Annotated in this window: 17 protein-coding genes and 1 pseudogene; 10 read left to right on the top strand and 8 right to left on the bottom strand. The window is 72.3% G+C overall.

Annotated elements, in window-relative coordinates; translation table 11 throughout:
- Positions 1 to 45 precede the first annotated feature (45 nt).
- The 4 genes from AB1046_RS04990 to AB1046_RS04975 all read right to left on the bottom strand — a co-directional run bounded on the left by AB1046_RS04990 (position 46) and on the right by AB1046_RS04975 (position 6,928).
- On the bottom strand, positions 46 to 2,898 hold the full coding sequence (locus AB1046_RS04990) for a hypothetical protein (RefSeq protein ID WP_369372948.1): 2,853 nt from the start codon (positions 2,896 to 2,898) through the stop codon (positions 46 to 48).
- Positions 2,895 to 4,784, bottom strand: a complete 1,890-nt coding sequence (locus AB1046_RS04985) for a S8 family serine peptidase (protein WP_369372945.1) — start codon at positions 4,782 to 4,784, stop codon at positions 2,895 to 2,897. The genes AB1046_RS04990 and AB1046_RS04985 overlap by 4 nt, the downstream gene beginning before the upstream one ends.
- Before the next feature lie 125 nt (positions 4,785 to 4,909).
- Complete coding sequence (locus AB1046_RS04980) at positions 4,910 to 5,989, bottom strand: LuxR C-terminal-related transcriptional regulator (RefSeq protein ID WP_369372943.1); 1,080 nt, start codon at positions 5,987 to 5,989, stop codon at positions 4,910 to 4,912.
- 33 nt (positions 5,990 to 6,022) lie between these two features.
- A complete protein-coding gene (locus AB1046_RS04975) occupies positions 6,023 to 6,928 on the bottom strand; it encodes an AraC family transcriptional regulator N-terminal domain-containing protein (RefSeq protein ID WP_369372941.1) in 906 nt (301 codons plus the stop codon).
- Between the two features lie 148 nt (positions 6,929 to 7,076).
- Between AB1046_RS04975 and AB1046_RS04970 the strand changes: the two genes are divergently transcribed.
- Positions 7,077 to 7,382: a putative quinol monooxygenase gene (locus AB1046_RS04970; RefSeq protein WP_369372939.1), complete on the top strand. Its 306-nt coding sequence runs from the start codon at positions 7,077 to 7,079 to the stop codon at positions 7,380 to 7,382.
- 60 nt (positions 7,383 to 7,442) lie between these two features.
- A complete protein-coding gene (locus AB1046_RS04965) occupies positions 7,443 to 8,441 on the top strand; it encodes an alpha/beta hydrolase (RefSeq protein ID WP_369372937.1) in 999 nt (332 codons plus the stop codon).
- A gap of 99 nt (positions 8,442 to 8,540) precedes the next feature.
- Here the strand turns inward: AB1046_RS04965 and AB1046_RS04960 are convergent, their stop codons facing one another.
- From AB1046_RS04960 to AB1046_RS04950, 3 genes are all read right to left on the bottom strand, one after another.
- On the bottom strand, positions 8,541 to 9,431 hold the full coding sequence (locus AB1046_RS04960; RefSeq protein ID WP_369372935.1) for a carbohydrate ABC transporter permease: 891 nt from the start codon (positions 9,429 to 9,431) through the stop codon (positions 8,541 to 8,543).
- Positions 9,428 to 10,330, bottom strand: a complete 903-nt coding sequence (locus AB1046_RS04955; protein WP_369372933.1) for a carbohydrate ABC transporter permease — start codon at positions 10,328 to 10,330, stop codon at positions 9,428 to 9,430. Before AB1046_RS04955 ends, AB1046_RS04960 begins: the two co-directional genes overlap by 4 nt.
- Positions 10,331 to 10,453: 123 nt before the next feature.
- Positions 10,454 to 11,722, bottom strand: a complete 1,269-nt coding sequence (locus tag AB1046_RS04950; protein ID WP_369372931.1) for an ABC transporter substrate-binding protein — start codon at positions 11,720 to 11,722, stop codon at positions 10,454 to 10,456.
- 367 nt (positions 11,723 to 12,089) lie between these two features.
- Here AB1046_RS04950 and AB1046_RS04945 point away from each other — a divergent pair.
- The 8 genes and pseudogenes from AB1046_RS04945 to AB1046_RS04910 form a co-directional block, all read left to right on the top strand.
- Positions 12,090 to 12,656, top strand: a pseudogene (locus tag AB1046_RS04945) (ROK family transcriptional regulator); the annotation flags it as partial.
- 113 nt (positions 12,657 to 12,769) lie between these two features.
- Positions 12,770 to 13,273, top strand: a complete 504-nt coding sequence (locus AB1046_RS04940; protein WP_369372929.1) for an ROK family protein — start codon at positions 12,770 to 12,772, stop codon at positions 13,271 to 13,273.
- Positions 13,270 to 14,415 (top strand): substrate-binding domain-containing protein, encoded by a 1,146-nt coding sequence (locus AB1046_RS04935; protein ID WP_369372927.1) that lies wholly within the window; start codon positions 13,270 to 13,272, stop codon positions 14,413 to 14,415. Before AB1046_RS04940 ends, AB1046_RS04935 begins: the two co-directional genes overlap by 4 nt.
- Positions 14,412 to 15,191, top strand: a complete 780-nt coding sequence (locus tag AB1046_RS04930) for an ATP-binding cassette domain-containing protein (RefSeq protein ID WP_369372925.1) — start codon at positions 14,412 to 14,414, stop codon at positions 15,189 to 15,191. Before AB1046_RS04935 ends, AB1046_RS04930 begins: the two co-directional genes overlap by 4 nt.
- Positions 15,188 to 16,339, top strand: coding sequence for a sugar ABC transporter permease (locus AB1046_RS04925; RefSeq protein WP_369372923.1), 1,152 nt, complete (start codon positions 15,188 to 15,190; stop codon positions 16,337 to 16,339). The genes AB1046_RS04930 and AB1046_RS04925 overlap by 4 nt, the downstream gene beginning before the upstream one ends.
- Before the next feature lie 31 nt (positions 16,340 to 16,370).
- Positions 16,371 to 17,390 (top strand): LacI family DNA-binding transcriptional regulator, encoded by a 1,020-nt coding sequence (locus tag AB1046_RS04920; protein WP_369372921.1) that lies wholly within the window; start codon positions 16,371 to 16,373, stop codon positions 17,388 to 17,390.
- 82 nt (positions 17,391 to 17,472) lie between these two features.
- On the top strand, positions 17,473 to 21,801 hold the full coding sequence (locus AB1046_RS04915; RefSeq protein ID WP_369372919.1) for a GH92 family glycosyl hydrolase: 4,329 nt from the start codon (positions 17,473 to 17,475) through the stop codon (positions 21,799 to 21,801).
- 213 nt (positions 21,802 to 22,014) lie between these two features.
- A complete protein-coding gene (locus tag AB1046_RS04910) occupies positions 22,015 to 23,565 on the top strand; it encodes a ricin-type beta-trefoil lectin domain protein (protein ID WP_369372917.1) in 1,551 nt (516 codons plus the stop codon).
- A 113-nt stretch (positions 23,566 to 23,678) separates the two neighbouring features.
- On the opposite strand, the gene metE is transcribed toward AB1046_RS04910, so the two are convergent.
- Positions 23,679 to 26,156: a 5-methyltetrahydropteroyltriglutamate--homocysteine S-methyltransferase gene (gene metE / locus AB1046_RS04905; RefSeq protein WP_369372915.1), complete on the bottom strand. Its 2,478-nt coding sequence runs from the start codon at positions 26,154 to 26,156 to the stop codon at positions 23,679 to 23,681.
- Positions 26,157 to 26,162: the final 6 nt, after the last annotated feature.

Here is a 26,162-nt window from a genome sequence, read left to right as displayed (position 1 = left end):
CCGGGTGCCCGGCCCGGCCCGGGTCACCCGCTCTCAGCCCCGGAGCTACCGCCGGCTCACCTCGATCTCCGCAGTTGCCTCCGAGCCCGCGAACTCCTCGGATCCTTCGTAGGCGGCGGTGATCGTGTAGTCACCGGGTCGGACGAGCGGCGGGACCAGCACGTCCGCCCGGCCGTTCCGCAGCCGGACCGTCCGCTCGTACGGGTGCCGGTCGCCCTCGCGACCGACCGTGACGGTCACCCGCCCCGACGGAGCGCCGTCGGCGTCGTCGGCCGACACCGTCACCTTCACCAGGAACGGCTCCAGCGGGCGCACCGTGGCCGGGGCCTTGATGCGCGTAGTGGTCGCCGCGGGCAGCAGGTCGGCCGGCACGAGCGCGCCGACGGACGTACGGTGCACCCCGCCCTGGTCGGCACCCGCGTACAGCCACGCGCCGTCCGGGCTCACGGCCAGTGACCGCACCGACATGGCCGACAGGCCCGCCGACGCCGATGCCCAGGTCGCGCCGCCGTCGGCCGAGACGAAGACGCCCGCGCCGTTGGCCGCGAGACCGAACGGCTGCCACCGCGCGGCGCCCGCGACGAGGAGGTCCAGACCGGCGGCCGGGCCGTCCGGCACCTCGACGGACACGAGGGCACGCACCCCAGCCGAGGCGTTGGGTACCTCCGCGGCGGTGAAGGACTCCCCGCCGTCGGTGCTCACCCGGATACCCGGGCGCTCGCCGACCACCACGTGGTCGGCGTCCTCGGGGTCGACCCACACGGATCCGGTCTGGGCGTTGGTCAGGCGGGTGATCGTCTCGCCCAGATCGTCCGAGCGGTACAGGCCCGACGGCGAGGCCAGCCACAGCCGGCGCTCGTCGGACGGGTCCACCACTATCTGGTCGATCTGGATGCCGTGGGCGTAGCTGGTCCACGTCTCGAACCCGTCGTGCGAGACCATGAGGCCCGAGTCGACTATCGACGCGTAGGCGACCACCACGGTGTCGCTCCCGGACGCCGGTTCGTAAGGCGAGAGGGCCAGCGCCGTCGGGGTGAAGCCCGCGGCCGGCCCGACCCGCGTGAGATCGGCATCGGTGGTCCCGGCGCTGCCGGTGACGATCCGGCCGCCGCCGATCGCGTTGGTGCCGATGGCCCAGACGTCGCGGTCACCGCGCGGCGACTGGGTGACCTCCGTGAGCTCGTAGCCCGTCCAGCCCTCGTGACCGATCGAGCCCCAGTCCTGCGCGTCCGGCACGACGTCCGCCGCGGAGCGGACGTGGAGGCCCTCGAAGTCGACGGCCCGCAGCACGGGTTCGCCGTCGGCGTCCGTACCCGCCTGGACGGCGGACACGTCGCTGCCGGACACGCCCGTCCTGGTCCACTCCTCGCCGTCCTCGGTGGCGTAGTACCCGGCGTTCTCCATGGTCATGACCACACTGCCGGCGAAATGGTCGGCCGGGGTGCCCGGCCAGTGGTCGACGTCGGTGGCGAGCGGCCCGTGGACGGGCAGCGGGTGGGTCTCCCACGTGGCGCCGCCGTCCGCGGACGTGCTGTACGACGACAGGCCGGAGGCGTACACCACGCCGTCGGTCAGGGTGATGACCGTGACATAGGACTGGTCGGTGTCCGGGCCTTCGGTCCAGGTGGCGCCGCCGTCGGCCGAGGTGAGCGAGACGCCGTCGCCCCGGACCGTGACCGCGGTGGTGCCGTCGGCGACCACACCCTGCGGCCGGTTGCTGTACTCGGTGGTGACGTAGGGCTGCGTGACCTCGCTGCCGCCGGTCAGCACGTCGGCGATCCGGAAGATGCCGTCGTAGGTGGCGATGAGCAGGTCGTTCCCGGCGAACGCCGCGCCGTACACGAGGTCGTCCCAGGCCGGGGCAACCCGGCGCCAGCGCTGGCCGGCGTCCTGGCTGAGGTAGAGCCCGTCGTCGGTGATCGCGGCCAGGGCGTCGCCATGGGCGACGAGCTCCCGGATCGCGACGTCGGGGAACGGCAGGACCGTCCAGGTGGCCCCGGCGTCCGGGGTGTGGACGATGCGGCCCTGATAGCTGGGGTCGAGCGTCACCCTGCCGCTGCGGCCGTTCAGGGCGACGTAGAACCCGCCCGGGGTCGCGGGGTCGGCCACGGGGATGCCCCAGCCGTCAGCGACGGGCATGCTGCGCACCCGCTCCCAGGTGACGCCGTGGTCGGTGGTGACGAACGGATGCACACCTGTGGCCGTCATCGCCAGCCCGGTGCCCGGCGTCGTGGGCGAGGTGGCCAGCACCCGTGCCGCGCCGGACAGACCGACCTGCTCCCAGGCGCCCGCCTGGTCGGCGCCCTCGGACTGCACACCCCCGGAACCGGTCAGCGTGCGCCCGGTGACCGTAGCGGTGGCGTCGAGCCGGTAGGTGCCGGGCTCGTCGAGCGGCACGGTGCCGCGGTACCAGCCGGGGCTCGTGCCGACGGCGGTGAGCGCCGCGGTGTACTCGGCCCCGGAGGGCGCCGTCGCGCGCACCGTCGGGGCCGCCTCGGGCGCCATCGGCGCATGGACGAACACCTGCGTCTCGCCGGTGGCCAGCGACGGCGAGGCCTGGATCTGTAGGGGGCGCACATACGTGGCGTATGGGATCCGGACGCTGCCCCGGGCGCTCCCGCCAGAGACGGTGCCCACCACCACGCCGGAGGTCTCGGCATCAACGGCGCCGGACTCCGGGGCGACCGTGAGCTCGACCGATGCCTCCCGGCCGGCCGGGATCCGCAGCCGCCGCGTCGACAGCTCGGCCTCGCCGGTGCTGCCCTCGGCCTCCTCGACGGACAGCCGGACGGTCACCGCCCGGTCGCCCGAGTTGTGCAGCACCACGGTGCGAGTGCGCTCCGGGTCCGGCCCCATGTCGGCCAGCCCCAGGGACAGGGCGTCGGGGGAGGCGGTCACCTGCTGCTCGACGGCGGCGGAGACGTCGAGCTTGCCGGCCCCTGGCCCGACGGTGACCCGCCGGCGTCGTCGGACTCCAGCGCCTGGGCGCTGCCGATCAGGGTCGCGCGGAGCTGCGCGCCGGTCAGCTCGGGGCGGGCCTGGGCCAGCAGGGCCGCGGCGCCCGCGACGTGCGGCGCGGCCATCGAGGTGCCGGACATCCGGTACTGGTCGCCGTCCACGCCGAACTCCGCGGGGATGTCGGACATGACCTCGTAGCCGGGCGCGACGATCTCGGGCTTGAGCGTCATCGCGTCGCTCGGGCCACGCGAGCTGAAGCTCGTGATGGTGTCGGTCCGATCGACCGAGCCGATCGTGCCGGTCGCGGTGCCGGCCAGGACCTCGGGCTTGAAGGTCTGGTACTGGGCCGAGCTGATGTTCATCATGACGAGGCGCTCGCGGCGCAGGTCGAAGCCGCCGTCGGCCAGGATGTTCGCCGCGGTCTGGGGGCCCGCGCCGTCCTCGGCGGGGTCGGTCGGGCTCGGCGTGTACAGCAGGGCGCCGACGGCGCCGTGCTCCTCGGCGAGCATGGCCTGGGCCAGGTGCAGGCCCTGGACCTGCCCGAGCTCGCTGACCGTGAGGCTGTTCATGACGACGATGGCGCCGCGCACGTCGCCCGCCTTCTCGTAGTCCTCCTCGTCAAGACCGTCGCCGACGTCGACGAGGCGCGCCGTGCTGCCCTCTGCCGGTGGGTTGGCCGACAACGGGAAGCGGGTGACGTCCAGCGGGCGGGTCGCGGATCCGTCGAGCGTAAGCGTCGGGTCTGACACGCCGGTCGTGTCCGCGCCGACGGCGATGACCCCAGCGGCGGCGGCCGGCGAGCTCACGCTCTGGTCGTACGGGCCGGAGTTGCCGGCCGCCGCCACGATCACCACACCCTGCTGCACCGCGGCGGTGGAGGCGCGGCCCAGCGGGTCGGTGCCGTCGCCGGGCGTGCCCAGGCTCATGTTCACGACGTCGGCCGGGTGGTCGCCCAGCGGGTTCGTGGCGGCTTCCAGCGCCAGCAGCAGGTCCTCGGTGGTGCCGCCGCCTCCTGCGTCCATGGCCTTCCACGCGGTGAGCGTGACGTCGGGCGCCATCCCGGTGAGGTTGGCCCCGCCCGCGCCGACGATGCCCGCCACGTGGGTGCCGTGCATGTGGTCGTCCATGGGGTCGGCGTCGTCGTTGACAAAGTCGTAGCCGTCCGCGACGCGGTGGCCGGGGCCGAACCCGCCGCCGAGGTCGTCCAGCGTGTAGTCGATACCCGTGTCGATGACCGCCACGGTGCGGCCGGTGCCCTTGACGGGCAGACCGGCGCCGTCGGTGCGTTCCCAGACCTGGGGCGCGCCCGTCGCCGGGATGTTCGCCTCGCCGAGGATCCGCGCGGGCGCGTCCTGAGTGACCCGCGCGACGCCGGGGGCGGAGCGCAGCGTGGTCAGGTCGTCGGCGTCGACGGTGGCGACCATCGCGGAGAGCAGGCCGGTGACGGACTCGGCGTCGTCCAGCGGCACGTCCTGGCGGACGAGCCAGGACGTCACGCCCTGCTGCGCCTCCTTGACGGTGTCGACGGCGGCCCGGTAGTCAGCCGCGAAGGCGCTGCGCGCCCGCGCGGCGCCTGGACCCGAAGCCGTTCGGGCGGCGGCGACCTCCTCCTGGCCGACGACGTCGGCAGCCGTGGGGGAGTCGAGCTCGATGATGACCCGGACCGGTCCCTGGGTCGAGCCGTTGTCCGGGGCCGCGACTGCGGCGCCGGAAGACAGGAAGACGGCGGCCGCCAGAAGGGTGCTCCCGAGGAAAGCACCCCGGCGACGCCGAGTTGTGCGCCGAGTTGTGCGCAGAGCTGGGCGCGGAGAGGGCAGAGGTCGCATGAGGGCTGTCTATCCGCCGTTACCTGGTATGGGCAATGGGCGTAATGGCCGGTCGCGGCCATTGGCCGGTACCGGCCGCAACTGTTTACACGCCCGTCACGCGGGAGTGCTCATTTCACCCCCTCTCACAGCCAGCCGCGGCGGACCGCCTGGGCGCCCGCCTGGAAGCGGTTCGCCGCGCCCAGCCGGCGCAGCAGGTCCGCGCTGCGTCGCCGAAGCGTCCGCTCGGACAGCCCGAGCTCGCGCGCGATCGCCTCGTCCTTTGCCCCGGAGCCGAGCAGCGCCAGGAGCGCCCGGTCGTCCGTGCCCGGGCCACGGTCCGGGGGAGCGGCGCCGTCCAGGCTGTCGGCGGCCGGGATCTCCACGGCGTCGGCCCACACGGCCTCGAAGGCGGCGCACAGCAGGTCGACGAGCGGCCCGCCCTCGACGACTATCGCCGTCGGCCGCTGGACATCCAGGTCGGTGCTGACCAGTGCGGTGCGCCGGTCCGCGATGGCCAGCTTGGTCGGCAGCGACCGCGCGATCCGGGCCTGCTCGCCCGCGGCCGCCGCGTGCCGCATCTCCGCCCAGGCGCCCGGCCGGTCCAGCACCTCGGCGGCGTAGACGGCCCGCCACAGGACGCCGCGCTCCAGCACGAGCGGCTCGACCGGATTCTCGCCGGCCAGCACGTACGGCGGCCGGTCGAACGCCATGAACTCGCCCGTCACCTCGTGCTCGAGGCGGGTGTACCAGGCGCCGATGAGCGCGGGGTCGTCGATCACGTGGACCCCGGCGCCGGAGTCCGGCGTGCCGCCCGGGTGCTCGAACAGGTCGGCCAGGTCCGGGATCGCCGCGCGGATCCGGTCGAGCTGCGCGGCGGTCCGGTCGGTCAGCGCGCGCAGCGCGACGCGCGGGTCGACGGCGGTGTACTCGCCGTCGCGCCCGCTGGTGCGGTTGATCAGGCCCGCGGCCCGCAGCCGCGCCAGCATCCCGGCCGCGTCGGTGCTCGCGGCGCCGATCGTGTCGCCGGCCCTGGTTCTGGTCCCGGTCCCGCCGAGCGGCACGTCCCGGACTACGTCGTCGACCCGCACGGTGCCCTGGGTAAGCACGTACCGGTAGACGAGGCGCGAGTCGTCGTCGATCCCGACTGCCCCAAGGTCGCTGTCGCTGTCGAGGTTCGGCTCGGGGGCGGTGTTGTAAAGATCCGGCTCAGGATCGGTGGCCATGGACGCCAGGGTAAGGCGCGCGAGCGCGTCCGGTCAGACCAGCTCCGCGACCTGCTCGGCCGCGGCGTCGCGCAGCCGCACGGCGTCCTGGCTCGGCGGCAGGCCGAACTGGCGCCGGTACTCCCGGCTGAACTGGGACGGGCTCTCGTAGCCCACCCGCTGCCCGACGCCGGTGACGTCACCCGGGCGGACTGCCAGCAGCAGCCGCGCCTCCTGGAGCCGGATCTGCTTCTGGAACTGGATGGGGCTCATCGCGGTGACGGCCTGGAAGTTCCGGTAGAACGCGGAGACGCTCATGCTGGACAGGGCGGCGACGTCCTCGACTCGGAACGGCTCGGCGTAGTGCTCCCGGATCCAGCGGACGGCGCGTGCCATGTGCGCCAGGCCGCTGTCCGCGAGGCCGAGCTGGCGCACGGTCGCACCCTGCTCGCCGGTGATCAGCCGCCACAGGATCTCGCGTTTCAGGAGCGGAGCCAGGACGGCGGCGTCGTGCGGCCGGTCGAGCAGGCGGACGAGCCGGACAACGGCGTCGACCAGCTCGTCCGGGGCATCGCTGACGACCATGCCCGACGCCGCGGCACCCACGGGTGGCAGCACGCCGGGCGGTGCCTGCAGGAGCAGCTCCGCTATGAGGGCGGGGCGCAGCACCAGCCCGAAGCCGAGCGCCGGCTCGTTGGGGCTGACCTTGGTGAACAGGCCCGTGACGGGGAGGTCCACCGAGGCGACGAGGTATTGCCCGGCCCGGTATTCGTGCACCCGGTCGCCGACTGCGATCCGCTTGGCGCCATGGGCGATCAGCGCCATGACGACGCCGGACATGGCCGGTGCCGGCGGCGCGGCCCGGTGCACTACGGACAGCAGGACGTCGTCGATGGCGGTCTCGGTGGTGTCCGGGCGGGCGTGCCGCAGGACCAGCTCACGCAGCTCGCCAAGGCTCATGGCCCGATCATGTCACGTTCACGATCCGGGTGACATGGAGAGGATCAGGCAAGTGGTCGCGACGATCTTCCTATCGGTGCAGTGGGCCGGCGCGGTGTGATGGGGCGGTCGGAACGAGTACCCCGAACCACGCACCGAGGAGAAACCTATGAACGTCAACCACGGCTTCCACGCCACCATGACCGCCCGTCCCGGCAAGGGCGACGAGGTGGTCGAGCTGCTGCTCGCCGCGCCGTCCCTGACCCACCCGGACTGCGTCGTCTTCCTGGTCGGCCGGTCCGCGGCCGACCCCGACACGATCCACGTGACCGAGGGCTGGACGAGCCCCGAGGTGCACAGCGCGTTCTTCGCGACCGCGCCGGCCGAGGCGTTGGTCGCGGCGCTGCAGCCGCTGCTGGAGGGGGAGTCGGCATACACCGACGAGGTGCCGGTGGGCGGCAAGGCCGCCTTCTGACCGACGCCGCCGACACCATCGCACCGCGCCTGGACCCACCCGCACCTGAGAGGAATAACCATGACCACCACCCGCTCAGCCCGCCCGGGGATCGACCCGGAGCTGCAGCCGCTGCTCGACCTCCTGCCGGCCACCGACCTGAACATCTCGACGCTGCCCGGCGTGCGCGGCGCTGCCGCGACCCCGCCGGAGGGCGTGGACCTGCTGCTCGCCAGCGGACGGGCCGTCGACCGGCGCGACGTCAAGGACATCTCGCCCGACGGCGAACCCGTGTCGCTGACCGTGCTGAGCCCGGCGGACCGGGACCACTCGGTGCCGGCGCCTGTCGTGCTCTGGCTGCACGGCGGTGGGATGGTGCTGGGGGACAGGTTCTCGCAGGTCGACATCCCGCTGGAGTGGCTCGATCGGTTCGGCGCCGTGGTCGTGACCGTGGACTACCGGCTGGCGCCCGAGCACTCCGGCACCGTGCCGGTCGAGGACTGCTACCGGGCCCTGGTCTGGGTGGCCGACCACGCGCCCGAGCTCGGCGTCGACCCGGCGTGGCTGGTGGTGGCCGGCACCAGCGCGGGCGGAGGGTTGGCAGCCGGGGTCACGCTGCTCGCGCGGGACCGGGGCGCGCCGTCGGTCGCGGCGCAGGTGCTGGTGTGCCCCATGCTCGACCACCGCAACAACACGGTCTCGAGCCGCCAGTTCGCCGAGGGCCCGGCCACGTGGAGCCAGGCCCAGAACGCGTTCGGCTGGCGGTCGGTACTGGGCGAGGAGCACAGGGAGGGCGAGAGGCACACAGCCGTCTCGCCCTACGTCTCGCCTGCGCTGGCCGATGACCTGTCCGGTCTGCCGCCCACCTTTGTCGACGTCGGTTCTGCCGAAGTCTTCCGCGACGAGGACGTGACCTACGCGTCGCGCATCTGGGCCGCGGGCGGCGAGGCCGAGCTGCACGTGTGGGCTGGCGGCTTCCACGGCTTCGACGCACTGGTCCCCGGTGCGCGGATCTCGGTCGCCGCCCGGCAGGCCCGGACGGGCTGGCTGGCCCGGCTGCTGACTACCAATGAGCGCTGATGGGTCGTGAGCGTGATCGTGGTCGGTAGAACGTCAGACGATCCGCAGCCCGAGCTGCGGATCGTCTGACGTTCTACCGACCAAGCGGTCCTTGGCGGGTCAGCCCTTGACCGAGCCCGACATGAGGCCGCCCACGAAGTACTTGCCCAGCACTATGTAGACCAGCAGCGTCGGCAGCGACGCGAACAGCGCGCCCGCCATCGAGACGCCGTAGTTCTGCAGCAGCGCACCGTTGGCGAGGTTGTTCAGCGCCACGGTGACCGGGCCGTTCTGGGACGACGAGAAGAACACGGCGAAGAGGAAGTCGTTCCAGGCGGAGGTGAACTGCCAGATGAGCACCACGACGAAGCTGGGGATCGAGATCGGCAGCACGATCGACCAGTAGGTGCGCAGCATGCCTGCGCCGTCGACCCGCCCGGCCTCGATCAGCTCGTGCGGCACCGTCATGTAGTAGTTGCGGAAGATCAGCGTGGTGATCGGGATGCCGTAGATCACGTGCAGCATGATCAGCGTCGGCACACCGGTCGGCACACCGAGGTCCAGGACGAGCTGGTTCAGCGGGATCATCACCGCCTGGTACGGGATGAACATCCCGAACAGGATGAGGGTGAAGACGAGGTCCGCGCCGCGGAAGCTCCACCGGGCCAGGACGAACCCGTTCAGCGAACCGAGGAACGCCGCGATGATGGCGCTCGGCACCACTATCGCGATGCTGCGCAGGATCGCGGGGGACAGCGCGGTCCACGCCGTGGTCCAGTTCTCCAGGGTCCAGATCTGGGGCAGGGCCCAGGCGCGGCTCGGGTCGGCGTCGCCGGTGCCCTTGAAGCTGGTCACCAGCAGCACGTACACCGGGATCAGGACGACGACCAGGAAGAAGATGAGCGCCGCGTACTTCAGTGTGCGGCTCAGCGCGTACCGGCTCTTGCTCGTGGGCCGGGGCGTGTGCACATGGGTACGGGGTGCTGCGAGCTGGTCTGCGGCGGCGGTCATCGCTTCTCCTCGCGGTTCGTGCGGATCAGGTACGGCACGATGACGAGCGCGACGATGATCAGCAGGATCGAGCCGACGGCGGCGGCGTTCGCGTAGTCGAAGCTCGACTTGAACACGAACATGTCGACGGCGGGAACCTTGGTCTGGTAGTTGGCCGGCTTGGAGATCGACATGATGAGGTCGAACGCCTTGAGCGACATGTGGCCGATGATGATCAGCGCGGACAGCGCCACCGGCGACAGCTGCGGGAACAGCACGTAGCGGTACAGCTTCCACTCGCTGGCGCCGTCCATCCGGGCGGCCTCGCGCAGCTCGTCGGGGATGCCGCGGAAACCGGCGAGGAACAGGGCCATCACGTAGCCGGACAGCTGCCAGACCGCGGGGATGGCGATGGCGATGATGCCGAACGTGACGTTGTTCCACCAGTTGTTCTGCAGGAAGTCGAGCCCGACCATCTGGAACAGGCGGTTCAGGCCGGAGGCCTGCTCGTCCTGGTTGGAGTTCAGCAGCCAGCGCCACACCACACCCGAGGCGACGAACGAGACCGCCATCGGGAAGAGATAGACCGAGCGGAACAGACCCTCGCCCTTGATGGGCTTCTCCAGCATCCAGGCCCACAGGAAGCCCATGACCATGGTCCCCGCGAGGAACACGACCGTGTACAGGAGGAGGTTCATCAGCGAGTGCTGGAAGTCCTCGCTGGCCAGCAGGTCGAGGTAGTTGGTGAACCACACGAAGGTGGTCGGTGCCTGCCCGGTGGCCTGCGCCGCGGTGTGGCTGTCCGTGAACGACGTGGAGAAGTTGGCCGCGATCAGCCCGTAGACGAAGACGCCGAGCAGGATCAGGGACGGGGCGAGCATGAGCAGCGGCGGACCGACTCGCCGCAGTTTGTTCAGCATGTAGAACCTCGGATGGTGGCGGGGTGGTTGGGCCGGTGGTTGGGCCGGTGGTGGGCCCGACGGCGGGCACAGCCGCGCGCCGTCGGGTTGGACCCGACGGCGCGCGACGTACGGCGGTGGGCGTCAGCCCTGTGCGGCGGCAGCCAGCTCGGACTGGTAACCCGCCAGGTCGGAGGCACCGGTCGTGAACTTGCTCGTCGCGTCCGAGATCGCGTTCAGCGTCGCGACCGGGGTGGCCGCGCCGTGTGCCAGCGAGGACACGATCGTGTCGTTCGCGAACGACTCGATGGCGGTCTGCTGGTACTCCGAGAAGTCGGCCGGGTCGGCGTCGGTCCGGGCCGGGATGGAACCCTTTGCCTGGTTGAACGCGACCTGACCCTCCAGGGAGCCGACGGTCTCGAGCCAGGCCCGCGCGCCTTCCGCGTCGGGAGCGCCGACCGGCAGGGTGAACGAGTCGGCCAGGAAGTCGAACGTCCCGTCGGTGCCCGGGACCGGGGCCGCCGTGAAGTCCGTGCCGAGGACCTTGTCCTGCTCCTCGAACGCGGCGACCGCCCAGTCGCCCATGACGTTGAACGCCGCGCCGCCGTCGATGACGAGCTGGGTGGCCTCGGGCCAGTCCAGACCGTCCCGGTCGTCGTTGGTGAAGCTCATGAGCGTCTCGAAGTCCTCGAGGGCGGCAGTGACCTCAGCGCCCTCCCAGTCGGTCGTGCCGTCCCACAGGCCGTTGTAGCCCTCGGCGCCGAGGTCCGCGAGCAGCACGGTCTCCAGCAGGTTGACCTGCGTCCACGTGGTGGCGACCGACAGTGCCGTCACACCGGCCGCGTCGAGCGTCTCCAGGTCGGCGATCCAGGCGTCGAGGTCCTCATAGGTGGCCTCGGGGTCGATGCCGTTGTCCTCGAGCACCGTCGGGTTGGCCCAGAGGACGTTCGCCCGGTGGATGTTCGACGGGATCGAGTAGATCGCGCCGTCGTCCGAGGAGAGCCGGTCGACCAGGTCGGCCGGGAAGACGTCGGTCAGGCCGAACTCGTCGTAGAGGTCGGAGACGTCCTCGATCTGCGCCGCGTCGATGTAGTCCTGCAGCTCCAGGCCGGCGTGGGCCTGGAACGTGTCGGGCGGGTCCTGCGCCTGCAGACGGGTCTGCAGCAGGTCCTTCGCCGCCGAGCCTGCACCACCGGCAACGGCGCCGTTGATGAACTCGATGTCGGGGTGCTGCTCGTTGAACACACCCACGAGGGCGTCCAGGCCGGCCTTCTCGGAGCCTGCAGCCCACCAGGTGAACACCTCGACCTGCTCGCCGCCGCCCTCGGCGTCGGTCTCGCCACCTGTGCCGCCGCTGCCGCATGCGGCCAGCGTGAGACCGAGAACAGCGGCTGTCGCCACCGTCGCGGTCATCCTCCGATTTACTCGCATCTGGGGTTCCTCAACCTTCCTCGGTCGCTGGAGCACCGACCCGGGACTTCGTCGTCGTGCGCGTCGAAGGGAAGATCTCTTCGCGCCCAGGACTGCGTCGTTCCTGTGACCGGCCGGGCGCGCCTGTACGCCCGTGAACCCGGCTCCTATCGAACGTCTCGTCATCCTTGGTGTCAAGAAATGAACGCAAGCGTCGCTCGATCGTGACCTCAACGTTCAGTTCGTGTATCCAAATCCGTTATTCCAGGCCGTAGTCAGGCCATTGCCAGGCCGCGGCGCGCCCGCAACGAGGCCGTAATTGGTCCGGTTCGCTCCGGAACCGGCCCGGAAGGCGGTTACCCTGGGCGCTGTGCGCGCGGATCGGGCAACACCGGGCTCGCAGACCTCACTGCGTGAGGCCAACCGAGCTCGGATCGTGAGCGCCGTCCAGCAGCGTGGCTCCCTCACGCAGATCGAGCTGGCCGGCGTCACAGGGCTGTCCCCGGCCACCATCTCGAACATCGTCAAGGAGCTCACGCTCGCCGGCGTGCTGCACACGTCGCAGTCCGTGCGCAACGGCCGCCGGGCGCTCCAGGTGACGCTCGCCCGCAACCTCGGCCTGGTCGCGGGCATCCGGTTCGGCATGCGCTCGCTCAGCGTCGCGCTCGCCGACGCCTCCATGCGGATCCTGGCCGAGCAGCGCATGCCGCTCGCCCCCGACCACCGGGCCGATGCCGGCCTGCAGCGCGTCGCGATGCTGGTCAGAGAGATGCTGGAGTCCGTCGACGCCGACCCGTCCGAGCTGCTCGCCGTCGGCGTCGGGGTGCCCGCGCCAGTCGACATCCGCACGGGGCAGGTGGTCACCGTCGGGATGATGCGCGGCTGGGACGGCGTGCACGTCGACGAGATCCTCACCGCCGAGCTCGACGTACCCGTCACCGCCGACAACGACTCGACGCTCGCCGCGATCGCGGAAGCCCGGTTCGGCGCGGAGCCGGCGACGACTCGGTCGCCTACGTCCGCGTCTCTCACGGCGTCGGCGGCGGGCTCGTGCTCGGCGGCCGGGCCCTGCACGGCAGGTCCGGGGTGGCGGGCGAGATCGGGCACGTGTCCGTCGACGAGCACGGCCCGGTCTGCCGCTGCGGCAACCGCGGCTGCCTCGAGATGCTCGTCGGCGCGCCCAGCCTGCTCGCGATGCTCCCGCCCGAGGCGGGGCACCTCACCCTCGCGGACCTCGTGACCCGGGCGCGCGACGGCGACGCGGGCTCGCGCCGGGTCGTGTTCGACGCCGGACGCCACCTCGGCGTCGCCCTGGCCAACCTGTGCAACCTCGTGGACCCCGACGTCGTGGTGATCGGCGGCACCCTCGCCGAGGCCGGCGACCTGTTGCTCGAACCGCTGCGCACCTCCCTCGGCCAGCGTGTGGTCGCCACCTCGCGGGGCCCGGTCGAGGTGGTCCCCTCGGCGCTGGGCGCCGACGCGGGCGTGCGCGGCGCGCTGGCGGCGGCCCTGGACCAGGCCCGCATGTTCGGCTCCCTGGGAGTGGGCTCATGACCAGCACCAGCACCAGCACCAGCGCTGAACTGAGGCGGAGGCTGGTCGGGGCGGCCGCCGGACTGGCGCTCGCGCTTGCGCTCGCCGGTTGCTCGCCCGTCGCGGCGTCCGGGCCGGCCGGGCCGGACGGAGCCGCCTACGAGGGGACGATCGGGCTGTTGCTGCCGGAGGCGCAGACCGCGCGGTACGAGGCGTCCGACCGCCCCACGTTCGTGTCCGTCACCAGCCGCCGCTGCCCGGGCTGCACCGTGCTGTACGCCAACGCGGGCCAGGACGCCGCCGTGCAGCTCCAGCAGGCGGAGTCGATGCTCGCCCAGGGCGCGAAGGTCCTGGTGCTCGACGCCGTCGACACCATCGCCGCCGCGGGGATCGTGGTGCAGGCCGAGCGGCTGGGTGCCCAGGTGATCGCCTACGATCGCTTCCTGGACGGTGCGGACTACTACGTCAGCTACGACTTCGAGTTCATCGGCTTCCTCCTGGGCTCGGCCCTGGTCGGCGCCGTCAACCAAAGAGCAGAAGAAAGCGCTGACGGCAGTGCTGAAGAAGACCGACCCGGGGTGCTGCTGGTGCACGGTTCCGCGACCGAGCCCAACGCGCTCGCGATCGCGGCCGGAACCCGCCGCGCCCTCGAGGGAGAGGACATCGACGTGCTCGCCGAGCACTACACGCCAGACTGGAGCCCGGCCAAGGCCACCGACTGGACCGAGGCCATGCTGACCCGGTTCCCGGGGCAGGTCGACGGCATCCTCGCGGCCAATGACGGCATCGCCGGCGGCGCGATCGCGGCGGCGAAGGCCGCAGGGCTCGACCCCGTGCCGGTCACCACCGGGCAGGACGGCGAGCTGGCCGCCGTACAGCGCATCCTGGCGGGCGACCAGTACATGACCGTCTACAAGGCGACCGACCAGCAGGCGCAGACGGCCGCCGAGCTTGCGGTGCGTGTGCTGCGCGGCGAGCACCCGCGCACGACCGCCGTCATCAAGGGTGTACCCACCCAGCTCCTGGCGCCCCGCGCAGTGGGCGCGGCCGACGTCGAGCACGTGATCGTCGACGGGCACGTCTACTCCACCGACGAGATCTGCGTGCCCGCCTACGAGGAGGCCTGCGAGCGAGCGGGCCTGATCGGGGAGGACGTCCGATGAGCGACCCGGTGCTCTCCCTGCGAGGCGTCTCCAAGCGGTTCGGCGGTGTGCGCGCCCTGGTCGACGTCGACGCGGACGTGCACGAGCACGAGGTGCTCGCCGTCGTCGGCGACAACGGGGCGGGCAAGTCCACGCTCGCGGGCGTGCTCGCGGGCGCCCACCGGCCCGACGCCGGCCAGGTGCTGCTCGACGGCCGCCCCGTGGTGCTCGGCTCGCCCGGCGCGGCCCGCGCCCTCGGCATCGCCGCGGTGTTCCAGGAGCTCGCGCTGGTGGACGACCTTGACGTCGTCGAGAACCTGTTCCTCGGCCACGAGACCCTGCGCGGGCCCCTGCTCGACGAGGTAGCCATGGAGCGCGAGGCGTGGCGCCTGCTCGACCAGCTCGCCGCCAGCGTGCCCTCGGTGCGCGACCCGATCCGCACGCTGTCCGGCGGGCAGCGCCAGGTCGTCGCGGTGGCCCGCGCCCTGCTCGGCTCGCCGCGCGTGGTGATCCTCGACGAGCCGACCGCGTCCCTCGGTGTGCGCCAGACCGCCGAGGTGCTCAACCTGATCGTCCGGCTGCGCGAGCGCGGGCACGCCGTCGTCCTGGTCAGCCACCAGGCGGGCGACCTGCAGGCCGTCGCCGACCGCATCATCGTGCTGCGCCTCGGCCGCGTGCACGACGTGTTCGACGGCGACGCCTCCTACGAGGACCTGCTCGCCGCCATGACGGGCGCTGTCCGGCCCGGGGCCAAGGACGCCGGCACGACTCGCACGACTCGGACGGTGCGCCCGTGACCGCCGTCTGGCAGCGGGTGCGCGGCGGGAGCAACCTCCTGCCCATCGCCGCCGCGCTCGTGTGCATCTGGATAGTGCTCGGCGCGATCACCCCCGCGTTCCTCGCCCCCGAGAACCTCGTCAACCTCACGCTGCAGAGCGCGCCCGTCGGCGTCATCGCCCTCGGCGTCGTCCTGGTGCTCCTGGTCGGCGAGATCGACCTGTCGGTGGGCTCGCTCAGCGGGCTCGCCGCGGCCGTCGTCGCCGTCGGATCGGTGATCCTCGGGTGGCCGGTGGCGCTCGCGATCCTCGCCGCCCTGGCTTGCGGGGCGGTGGTCGGGCTGGGCTACGGGCTGCTCTCGGCGCGGCTCGGGCTGCCCAGCTTTGTGTTCTCCCTGGCCGGGCTGCTGTTCCTCGCCGGGGTGCAGCTGCGGGTGCTCGGGCCGCTGGGGTCGATCAACCTGCCGTTCGAGTCCTGGTTCGTGCTCCTGGTGCAGCAGGGCTTCCTGCCGACCGGGGTGGCCTGGGCGCTGGTGGCCGTCGTCGTCGTCGCCTCCGCGACGCTGCAGCTCGCCACCCGGGCCCGACGCCGCCGCGCGGACCTCCCGTGCGCGAGCGTGCCGCAGGTCGTCGTGCGCACGCTCGTCCTGGCCGCGGTGCTGTCCCTGATCGTGGCCTACCTGGGCACGGCGCGCGGGATCGGGTACTCGGTGGTGCTCTTCGCGCTGCTCGTCGTCGTCATGGACGTGCTGCTGCGCCGCACCCGCTGGGGGCGCGCGGTCCGCGCGGTGGGCGGCGACCGGCGGGCGGCGCTCCTGGCCGGGATTCCCGTGCGGCGTACCGTCGTCCTGTGCTTCGTGGCCTGCTCGACCCTCGCCGCGCTCGGCGGGGTGCTCGCGGCCGGCCGGCTGGGCGCGGCGAACCAGGGGACCGGGGGAGCGGACACGTACCTCGTGGCGATCGCGGCCGCCGTGATCGGCGGCACCAGCCTGTTCGGCGGGCGGGGCAGCGCGTGGTCGGCGGTGCTCGGGGTGCTCGTCATCCAGTCCGTCGCCAACGGGCTCACCCTGATGAACGTCGACCAGGCGGCGCAGTACATGGTGACCGGGGCCGTCCTGCTGGTGGCCATCATCATCGACATGGTGCTGCGCAAGCGACGTGAGGTCTGATGACGGGGTCTGAGCTGACGGGGGGTCTGGCATGAATCGTCGTCCGACGCTGGCGGTGGTCGCCGAGGCGGCCGGGGTGAGCCTGAAGACCGCGTCCCGCGTGCTCAACGGCGAGCCCAACGTGGCCGCCGCGACCCGCGAGCGGGTGCAGGACGCCGCCGCCTCGCTCGGCTTCCGGCGCAACGCGGTGGCCGCCGACCTCGCCCGTGGGGGCTTCTCGCGGCTGGTCGGGTTCATCACCGGGGACCTCGGCAACCAGTTCTACTCCGCGCTGGCCAGCGGCATCGAGCGCGAGCTGCGGGAGCACGGCCTGCAGCTCCTGACGGCGTCGTCCGACGAGGACCCCGAGCGCGAGGGCTCGCTGACGGGCGAGCTGCTGGAACGCCGGGTCGGCGCGCTCATCGTCACGCCCGCGGGAGCGGACCACTCGGCGCTGCGCGGTGAGATCGCCGCCGGCCTGCCGGTGGTGGTGGTGGACCGGCCGGCGGCCGGGATGGACGTCGACACGGTGATCATCGACAACCGCGGCGGCACCCGCGCGGCCACCCGGCACCTGCTCGACCACGGGCACCGGCGCATCGCCTTCGTCGGCGACGATCCGCACCTGTGGACCTACCAGGAGCGCAGCGCCGAGTTCCTGGCCACGATGGCGGACGCCGGGGTGGCCGGCGCCGAGCGGTGGGTCCGGTCCGGTGCCCATTCCGCCGCGGCCGCCCGGGAGCTGGTGGTCGAGCTGCTCTCGGCGCCCGAGCCGCCCACGGCCGTGCTCGCCGCGAACAACCGGGCCACGGTCGGCACGCTCCAGGCGCTGCGCGACGTGCCCGGCGGCCGCGACATCGCCGTCGTGGGCTTCGACGACTTCGAGCTTGCCGACCTGCTCGGCATCACGGTGGTCGCCTACGACGCCGTGGAGATGGGCCGCCGCGCCGCCGAGCTGGCGGTCGCACGGTCCGCGGAGCCCGACCGGACGGTGGAGCGGGTAATGCTGCCGACCCGGGTGCTCGCGCGGGGAAGCGGGGAGCGCGGGCCTGTTGACAACGCTGCCCGTTGACAACAGGCTCCGTTGACACCGAGCCTGGCCCGCACTTACGTTCTGCACTTGACAGCGCTGTCAGTCGACGAGGAGACCACACATGTCCACAGTCAACGGCCGAGCCAGATCCCGGCAGGCCGCCGCGCTCTCGGGCGCGCTAGCCCTGCTGCTCGCGGTACCGTCCGGCGTCGCGGTCGCGGCGCCGGACGAGACCGCGTCCGCCGAAGCCGCGACCGCAGAGACCGCGTCCGGAAGCGCAGCCCAGGGCAACTTCGCCACCTCCTTCGAGGAGGGCGACCCGGCCCCGCTGGAGTCCACCCCGGCCGAGCGCAACGGCGCGCCCTGGCAGGAGAACGTCGGCGAGTTCGTCGTGGGGCTGCCCGGCAGCGTGCTGGGCCAGGTCGGCGAGGTCACCGCGAGCGGCGAGAACCTGCCGAACGAGGGCGCGGCGAACATCGCCGACGCCTCGTCCGCCACCAAGTGGCTGACGTTCGCGCGCACCGGCTGGGTCACCTACGAGATGACCGAGCCGACGGTGATCTCGGCCTACGCCCTGACCTCCGCCAACGACTTCGCCGACCGGGACCCGCAGGCCTGGACGTTGCAGGGCTCGACCGACGGCGAGACCTGGGAGACGGTCGACGAGCGCAGCGGCGCGGAGTTCGCCGAGCGGTTCGAGCAGCAGATCTTCGAGCTGGCCGAGACCACGGCGCCCTATACCTGGTACCGGCTCGACGTGACCCAGAACGGCGGCGCGGGCATCGTGCAGCTCGCCGACTGGGACCTGTCCGCCGACCTGGACGAGCAGCCCACCGCGCAGCCCATGACCACCGCCGTCGGCTCCGGACCCACCACCGTGAGCTTCACCAACAAGACGGGCGTCGGGTTCACCGGCACCCAGTCCCTCCGGTACGACGGCGGCCACCTGGCCGACGGCGCCGCGCACGCGACGAACGTCCTGTACGACGACGTCAACGTGCGCGTGCGGACCGGCACCCGGCTGAGCTGGAAGATCTTCCCCGAGCTGATCAACGACCTGCAGTACCCCTCGACGTTCGCCGCCGTGGACCTCAGGTTCACCGACGGCACGTACCTGTCCGACCTCGGCGCGCGCGACGCCCACGGCACCGCCGCGACGCCGGCCGGGCAGGGCGCGGGCAAGATCCTGTACGCCGACCAGTGGAACTCGGTGCGCGTAGACCTCCCGCGGGCCGCGCGGGGCAAGACGATCGACCAGGTGCTGCTCGGCTACAACAACGACGGCGGAGCGGCCGGCACCCGGTTCGCGGGCTGGCTCGACGACGTCGCGGTGGAGGCAGACTCGGAGGAGATCGACGACTCCAGCCTCACCAACTACGTCGACACCCGCCGCGGCACGCTGTCCAGCGGGTCGTTCTCGCGCGGCAACAACGTCCCGGCGACGGCCGTGCCGAACGGGTTCAACTTCTGGACGCCGCTGACCAACGCCTCCTCGCAGTCGTGGCTGTACGAGTACCAGGCCGCGAACGACGACCAGAACCGCCCGGTGCTGCAGGGCATCGGCATCTCGCACGAGCCGAGCCCGTGGATGGGCGACCGCAACCAGCTCGCCTTCCAGCCCGCCACCGGCGCGGATGTGCCCGACGCCGGCCTGACGGCACGCGGCCTCGCGTTCGACCACGCGGACGAGACGGCGCGCCCCGACTACTACGGGGTGACCTTCGCCGACGGGATCAAGACGGAGGTGACGCCGACGGACCACGCGGCGGTGCTGCGCTTCAGCTTCCCGCGCGAGACCCCCGGCGACGTCGGGCACGTGCTGGTCGACCGGGTCGCCGGGTCCTCGGCGCTGTCGTTCGACGCCGCGACCGGCACCCTGAGCGGCTGGGTCGAGAACGGCAGCGGCCTGTCCGTGGGCCGGACCCGGATGTACGTGTCGGGCACGTTCGACCGGGCCCCGTCGTCCGTGGGCGAGGCCGCGGGCAACCGCGCCGGCGCCCGCTACGCCACGTTCGACACCAGCGGCGACCGCACGGTCGAGCTGCGGGTGGCGACGTCGTTCATCTCTCTGGTGCAGGCGCGGGCCAACCTCGACCTGGAGGTCACGGGCCGCTCCTTCTCGAAGGTGCAACGCGCCGCCGAGCGTGAGTGGAACGACCGCCTCGGCGTGATCGAGACCGAGGGCGGCAGCGAGGCCGAGCTGGTCACGCTCTACTCGAACCTGTACCGGCTGAACCTGTACCCGAACTCGCAGTTCGAGAACACCGGCACCGCCCGGCGCCCGGTGTACCAGTACGCCAGCCCCGTCACCGCGCCGACCGGCGCGGCGACGGACACAGAGACCAACGCCGAGATCGTCGACGGCAAGATCTACGTGAACAACGGGTTCTGGGACACGTACCGCACGGCCTGGCCCGCATACTCCCTGCTGTACCCGGACATCGCGGCCGAGCTGGTCGATGGTTTTGTGCAGCAGTACCGCGACGGCGGCTGGGTCGCGCGCTGGTCCTCGCCGGGCTACGCGGACCTGATGACGGGCACGTCGTCCGACGTCGCGTTCGCCGACGCCTACCTCAAGGGCTCGCTGCCCACCGACGTGGCGCTGGACGCCTACGACGCGGCGCTGAAGAACGGCACTGTGGCCCCGCCGAACGAGGCGGTGGGCCGCAAGGGTCTTCAGGCCTCGCCGTTCCTCGGCTTCACGCCCGAGGAGACGCACGAGTCGGTCTCCTGGGGGCTGGAGGGCCTGATCAACGACTTCGGCATCGGCAACATGGCCGCTGCCCTGGCCGAGGACCGGCGCACACCCCGCGACCGCCGCGAGACGCTGCGGGAAGAGTCGGAGTACTTCCTGGAGCGCGCCACGCACTACGGCGAGCTCTTCGACCCGGCGGTCGACTTCTTCCAGCCCCGGCACGCCGACGGCGAGTTCCTGAACGCGCCGGAGGACTACAACCCGCTCACCTGGGGCGGCGGCTACACCGAGACCAGCGGCTGGAACTTCGCCTTCCACGCGCCGCAGGACCCGCGCGGCCTCGGCAACCTGTACGGCGGCCAGGAGGGTCTGGAGGCCAAGCTCGACACGTTCTTCGCCACGCCCGAGGACGCCACGCACACCGGCGGCTACGGCGGCGTCATCCACGAGATGCGCGAGGCGCGGGACATCCGGCTGGGCCAGTGGGGCATGAGCAACCAGGTCTCGCACCACATCCCGTGGCTTTACGACGCCGCGGGGGCGCCGTCCAAGACCCAGGAGATCGTGCGCGAGGTCACCCGGCGCCTCTTCGTCGGCAGCGAGATCGGCCAGGGTTACCCGGGCGACGAGGACAACGGCGAGATGTCGTCATGGTGGATCTTCGCCGCGCTCGGCTTCTACCCGCTGCAGGTCGGCTCCGACCAGTACGCGATCGGCTCGCCGCTGTTCGACAAGGTGACGGTCGACCTGCCCGACGGCGACCTCGTCATCAACGCGAAGAACAACTCCGTGGACAACGTCTACGTGCAGTCCCTGCGCGTGGACGGCCGGACGCGTACGTCGACGTCGCTGTCCCAGGCGGACCTGTCGGGCGGCGCCCGGCTGGACTTCGTGATGGGTCCGGAGCCGTCGTCGTGGGGCACCGGCGAGAACGACGCGCCGCCCTCGCTCACCGAGGGCGACGAGCCGCCCACCCCGGCGCGGGACGCCACCGGGACGGGCACCGTGACGGTGGCGGACGGCGACGGCGACACCCCGAGCGCTGGGCTCGTGGACAACACGTCGGACTCGCGCACCACGTTCGCCACCGGGACCCCGACCGTCACCTGGGACGGGTCCGGCACGGCCGCGACGGTCGGCACGTACACGCTGACCTCGGGTGTCACGGGCACGGCTGCGCCGTCCGCCTGGCGACTGGAGGGTTCGGACGACGGCGAGACCTGGACCGTGCTCGACGAGCGCGCCGGCGAGGAGTTCCGCTGGGCGCTGCAGACGCGGACGTTCCAGGTCGAGGACCCGGAGGCCTACGGGCAGCTGCGGCTGGTCGTTACCGCGTCCGCAGGTGAGGGCGACCTGTCGCTGGCCGAGCTCGAGCTCCTCGCGGAGCAGGGCGAGGGCGACGACGCGCTGCCGCTCGCCGAGGCGACGCCGGACGCGCAGACCAGGGCCGCGAACGAGGCAGCGGCGGGCGAGGCCGAGGACGCGGCGACGGGTATCACGGTCTGGGCCGCTCCGTTCTGTGCCGACGGCGACAGTGCCCTGCGGGTGCTCGTCGATGGCGCCGAGGGGGCGTCGGTCCAGGTCACGTCCGACTTCGGGTCCAAGACGCAGCGCGGCTCCGGGGAGCTCGTCTTCGAGGCGGGCTCGGCGCAGCTCGGCACCGGTGCGGTGACGGCCGTCGTCACGGCGACGGTCGACGGCCAGAAGGCGACGGAGACGGTGACCGCACCGTACGAGGCGGCCGCGTGCGGCTGACGCGCTGACCCGCTGAGCTGACGGCGGGGAAGGCGGTCTGGTCTGGTTCCTGTTCGCGGACCAGACCAGACCGCCTTCTTGGTTTACTTAACTCTTTCCGCATAAGGGTTATATAGGTACTTTCCACACGACGCCGGTAGAACCGTTCTGCTACCGGCGCGAGGTCAATACGCTCCCAGCGTCTGAGGTTCCCCAGGCCTGAAGGAGCACGCGATGTCCCGATCTTTGATAGCGGTGTCAACCGTCGCACTGGTGATCGGCACGGCGTTCACGGGCGCCACTGCAGCGGGGGCAGCGCCGCCCCCGCAGAGCAGCAACAGCCCGAGCAGCACCAGCCTCACCGAAGCCCTGCCTGACGCCCAGGTCCGCGCGATGGAGCGCGACCTCGGGCTCACGCGAGCCGAGATCCCCGGCCGCCTCGCGCTCGACGCCGAGTCCGCCATCGTCGAACGGCACCTCGCCGCCAAGCTCGGCGACACCTACGCGGGCACCTGGCTGCCCGACGGCGCCGACGCCCCGCGCGTCGCCGTGACCAGCGCCGCGGCGGCCACAGTGGCTGAGCGTGCGGGCGCGGACGCCGCCGTCGTCGAGCACAGCCTGGACGACCTGACTGCGTGGAAGGAAGCCCTCGACGAGGTGGGCGCCCCTACCTCTGTGCACTCCTGGTACGCGGACCCGGTCACCAACGAGGTGGTGGTCGAGGCCGCCGACGTCGAGGCGGCCAAGGCGATGATCGCCGAGGCGGGCACCCCGGCCGGCGTCGTGCGGGTCGAGAAGTCCACCGTCGCGCCACAGCTCGCGCGCGACATCCGCGGCGGCGACGAGTTCCACCGGCCGACCGGCGACGGGTTCGTGACCCTCTGCTCGATCGGGTTCGCGGTGTCGGGCGGGTTTGTCACCGCTGGACACTGCGGCTCGACCGGCAACCCAGTCAACGCGCCCGACGGCGCCGCGCTCGGCACCTACCGCGGCTCGACCTTCCCGGGCCACGACTGGGCCTGGGTCGGCACCAACAGCAACTGGACGCCCACCCCGACCGTGAACAACTACGCGGGCGGCACGGCTTCGGTCGCCGGCTCCGCGGAGCAGGGCATCGGTGCGTCGGTGTGCCGCTCCGGCCGGACGACCGGGTGGCGCTGCGGCGTCATCCAGGAGAAGAACGTCACCATCAACTACGGCAACGGCGACATCCCCGGAATGGCGACCGGCTCGGCGTGCGCCGAGGGCGGCGACTCAGGTGGCTCGGTGATCTCGGGCAACCAGGCGCAGGGCGTGACCTCGGGCCGGATCGGTGACTGCTCCACGAACGGCCGGTTCATCTACCAGCCGGTCAACCCGATCCTGAGCAACTACGGGCTGCAGCTCACGACGACGGGCGGCGGCGGGGGCGGCGCGCTCGTCGGGCCGGGCGGCAAGTGCATCGACGTGCCGAACTCGGAGTTCACGGACGGCAAGCGGCTGCAGCTCTGGACGTGCAACGGCACCTCCGCGCAGCGCTGGACGTTCCACGCCGACGGCACGCTGCGGGCCGGGGGCCTGTGCATGGACGTGGCGTGGGCGAACACGGCTGACGGCACGGCGGTGCAGCTCGCGGGCTGCAGCGGCAACGCCGCCCAGCAGTTCACGCTCAGCGGCGCCGGCGACCTGGTCTCGATCCTCGCGAACAAGTGCGTGGACTCCCCGAACGGCAGCACGGCCGACGGCACCCAACTACAGATCTGGACCTGCAACGGCACGGTGGCCCAGAAATGGCGGGTCGGCTGACCTGATCGCGCCAGCGCGGCACCACTTCGAGTCCTAAGTTTCTCCCCTTTGGAGGGTCCCAAAGCGGAGAAACTTAGGACTCGAAGTGGTGCCGGGCCGGGACGCAGGACCGGTCAGAGGGTGGCGCGGACTCCGCGGGCTGCCGCTACCAGGTTGCGGAGGGAGTCCGTCGTCTCCGCGTAACCGCGGGTCTTGAGGCCGCAGTCGGGGTTGATCCAGACCAGCCGCGGGTCGATCGACTTGGCAGCCAGAGAGACCAGGTCGGTCACCTCTTCGACCGACGGCACCCGCGGGCTGTGGATGTCGTAGACCCCCGGCCCGATGCCGCGCCCGTACCCGGCGTCGGCCAGCTCGGGCACGATCTCCATGCGGGACCGCGCGGCCTCCACGGACGTCACGTCGGCGTCCAGGCCGTCGATCGCGCCGATGACCTGCCCGAACTCCGAGTAGCACAGGTGCGTGTGCACCTGGGTGGAGGTCTGTGCCCCGGACGTCGCCAGCCGGAACGAGCGCACCGACCAGTCCAGGTAGCCCGCGTGCGCGGCCCGGCGCAGCGGCAGCAGCTCGCGCAGCGCAGGCTCGTCCACCTGCACGACGCCGATGCCCGCCGCCTCCAGGTCCGTCACCTCGTCCCGCAGGGCCAGCGCGACCTGGTCGGCCGTGTCGCCCAGCGGCAGGTCATCGCGCACGAACGACCAGGCCAGGATCGTGACCGGTCCCGTGAGCATGCCCTTGACGGGCTTGCTCGTCAGGGACGCCGCGTATGCGGTCCAGTCCACCGTCAGCGGCGCGGGCCGGGACACGTCGCCCCACAGGACCGGCGGCCGCACGCAGCGCGAACCGTACGACTGCACCCAGCCGTGCACCGTGGTCGCGAACCCGTCGAGCTGCTCCGCGAAGTACTGCACCATGTCGTTGCGCTCGGGCTCACCGTGCACCAGCACGTCCAGGCCCAGCTCCTCCTGGAGCGCCACGGTGCTCGCGATCTCGGCACGCATCGCTGCCGTGTACTCGGCGTCGGACAGCTCGCCCCGCACCCAGGCGGCCCGCGTCTGCCGGATCTCGGACGTCTGCGGGAACGAGCCGATGGTGGTGGTCGGCAGCGGCGGGAGGTCGAGCCGCGCCTGCTGCGCGGCGGCGCGCTCCGCGTACGGCGCGCGCTCGACGTCGGCGGGGGTCAGGCCCGCGGTCCGCTCCCGGACCGTCGGCACGACGACGCCGGGCGCCTCGGCGCGCGACCGCACCACCGCCGTCGACTCGGCGAGCTGGTCGGCGACCGCCGCCCGGCCCTCGGCCAGACCGGTGGCCAGCGTGACGACCTCGGCGACCTTCTGGTCGGCGAAGGCGAGCCAGGACTTCAGGCCGGCGTCCAGGCGGGGCTCGTCGGCGACGTCGTGCGGCACGTGCAGCAGCGACGTCGAGGTGCCGACGGCGACCGCCCCCGCGCCGAGCGCGGTCAGGCCCTCCAGGGTGGTCAGCCGGGCGTCGAGGTCCGCGCGCCAGATGTTGTGCCCGTCGACGACGCCCGCGACCAAGGTCTTGGTCTCCAACCCGGGGACCGTTCCGGCGATCCCGTCGCCGGCGACGCCGGTGGGGACGGCGCCGCGGACCAGGTCGACAGCAATCGCCTCGACGTCGGTGCCGGCCAGCAGGGCCAGCCCGTCGCCGGCGTCGCTGCGCAGGCCGCCGTACGGCGCGGTGACCAGGATCGCGGGCCGCTCCGCCGGGACGCCGTCCGCGCCGGGCGCGGGGGAGAGGTCGGTCGCGAGCCGGGAGTACGCCCGGCGGACGGCGTCCGCCACCTCGTCGAAGGGGACGTCGAGGAGGTCGGTGACCAGCGCGGGCTCGTCGAGCTGCACCCACGGGGCGCCCGCGGCGGCCAGGGCGCGGAGCACCTCGGCGTACGCGGCGACGACGTCGTCGAGCCGGTCCAGGGGACGGAACCCTGCGGGTGCGTCGCCCGCGGCTGAGGAGTGAGCTTGCGAGCCCCGCAAAGCCGCGGCAGAGGGCCCGGCCGCCTTGCTGAGCAGCAGGAACGTCACCGGCCCCACCAGGACGGGCCGCGTCACGACGGCCTGGCCGCCGTCCGCGGGCTGGGCGAGCTCAGTGAACTCACGCACCGCGCGGTCGTCGACGAACCCGATAGGGGTGTCCGGCCCGATCTCGGGGACCAGGTAGTGGTAGTTCGTGTCGAACCACTTGGTCATCTCGAGCGGCGGCTTGTCGCCCTCGCCGCGGGCCAGGGTGAAGTAGCCCTCCAGGGAGAGGCGGCCGGGGGCGCCGTCGGCCGATATCGCGAGGTCCCGGAACCGTTCGGGCACGGCGCCGAGCAGGGCGACGGCGTCGAGCACCTGGTCGTAGAAGGAGAACGAGCCGGGGACGGCGGCCGAGCCCGCATCAAGGCCGAGCCCGACGAGATGGCGTGCTGTGGTCAGCCGCAGGTCACGGGCGGTCGCCTCTAGTTCCTCGGTGGTGGTGCGTCCGGCCCAGAGTGCCTCGACGGCGCGCTTGAGCTCGCGTCGTCGGCCGATGCGCGGGTAGCCCAGAATCGTTGCGTGGGCAAGGTGCGGGGGCGTGAACTCGACTGCCATGCGTAT

The sequence above is a fragment of the Promicromonospora sp. Populi genome, from assembly GCF_041081105.1.
Taxonomy (GTDB): Bacteria; Actinomycetota; Actinomycetes; order Actinomycetales; family Cellulomonadaceae; genus Promicromonospora.
This window is presented reverse-complemented; position numbering and strand designations above follow the sequence as displayed.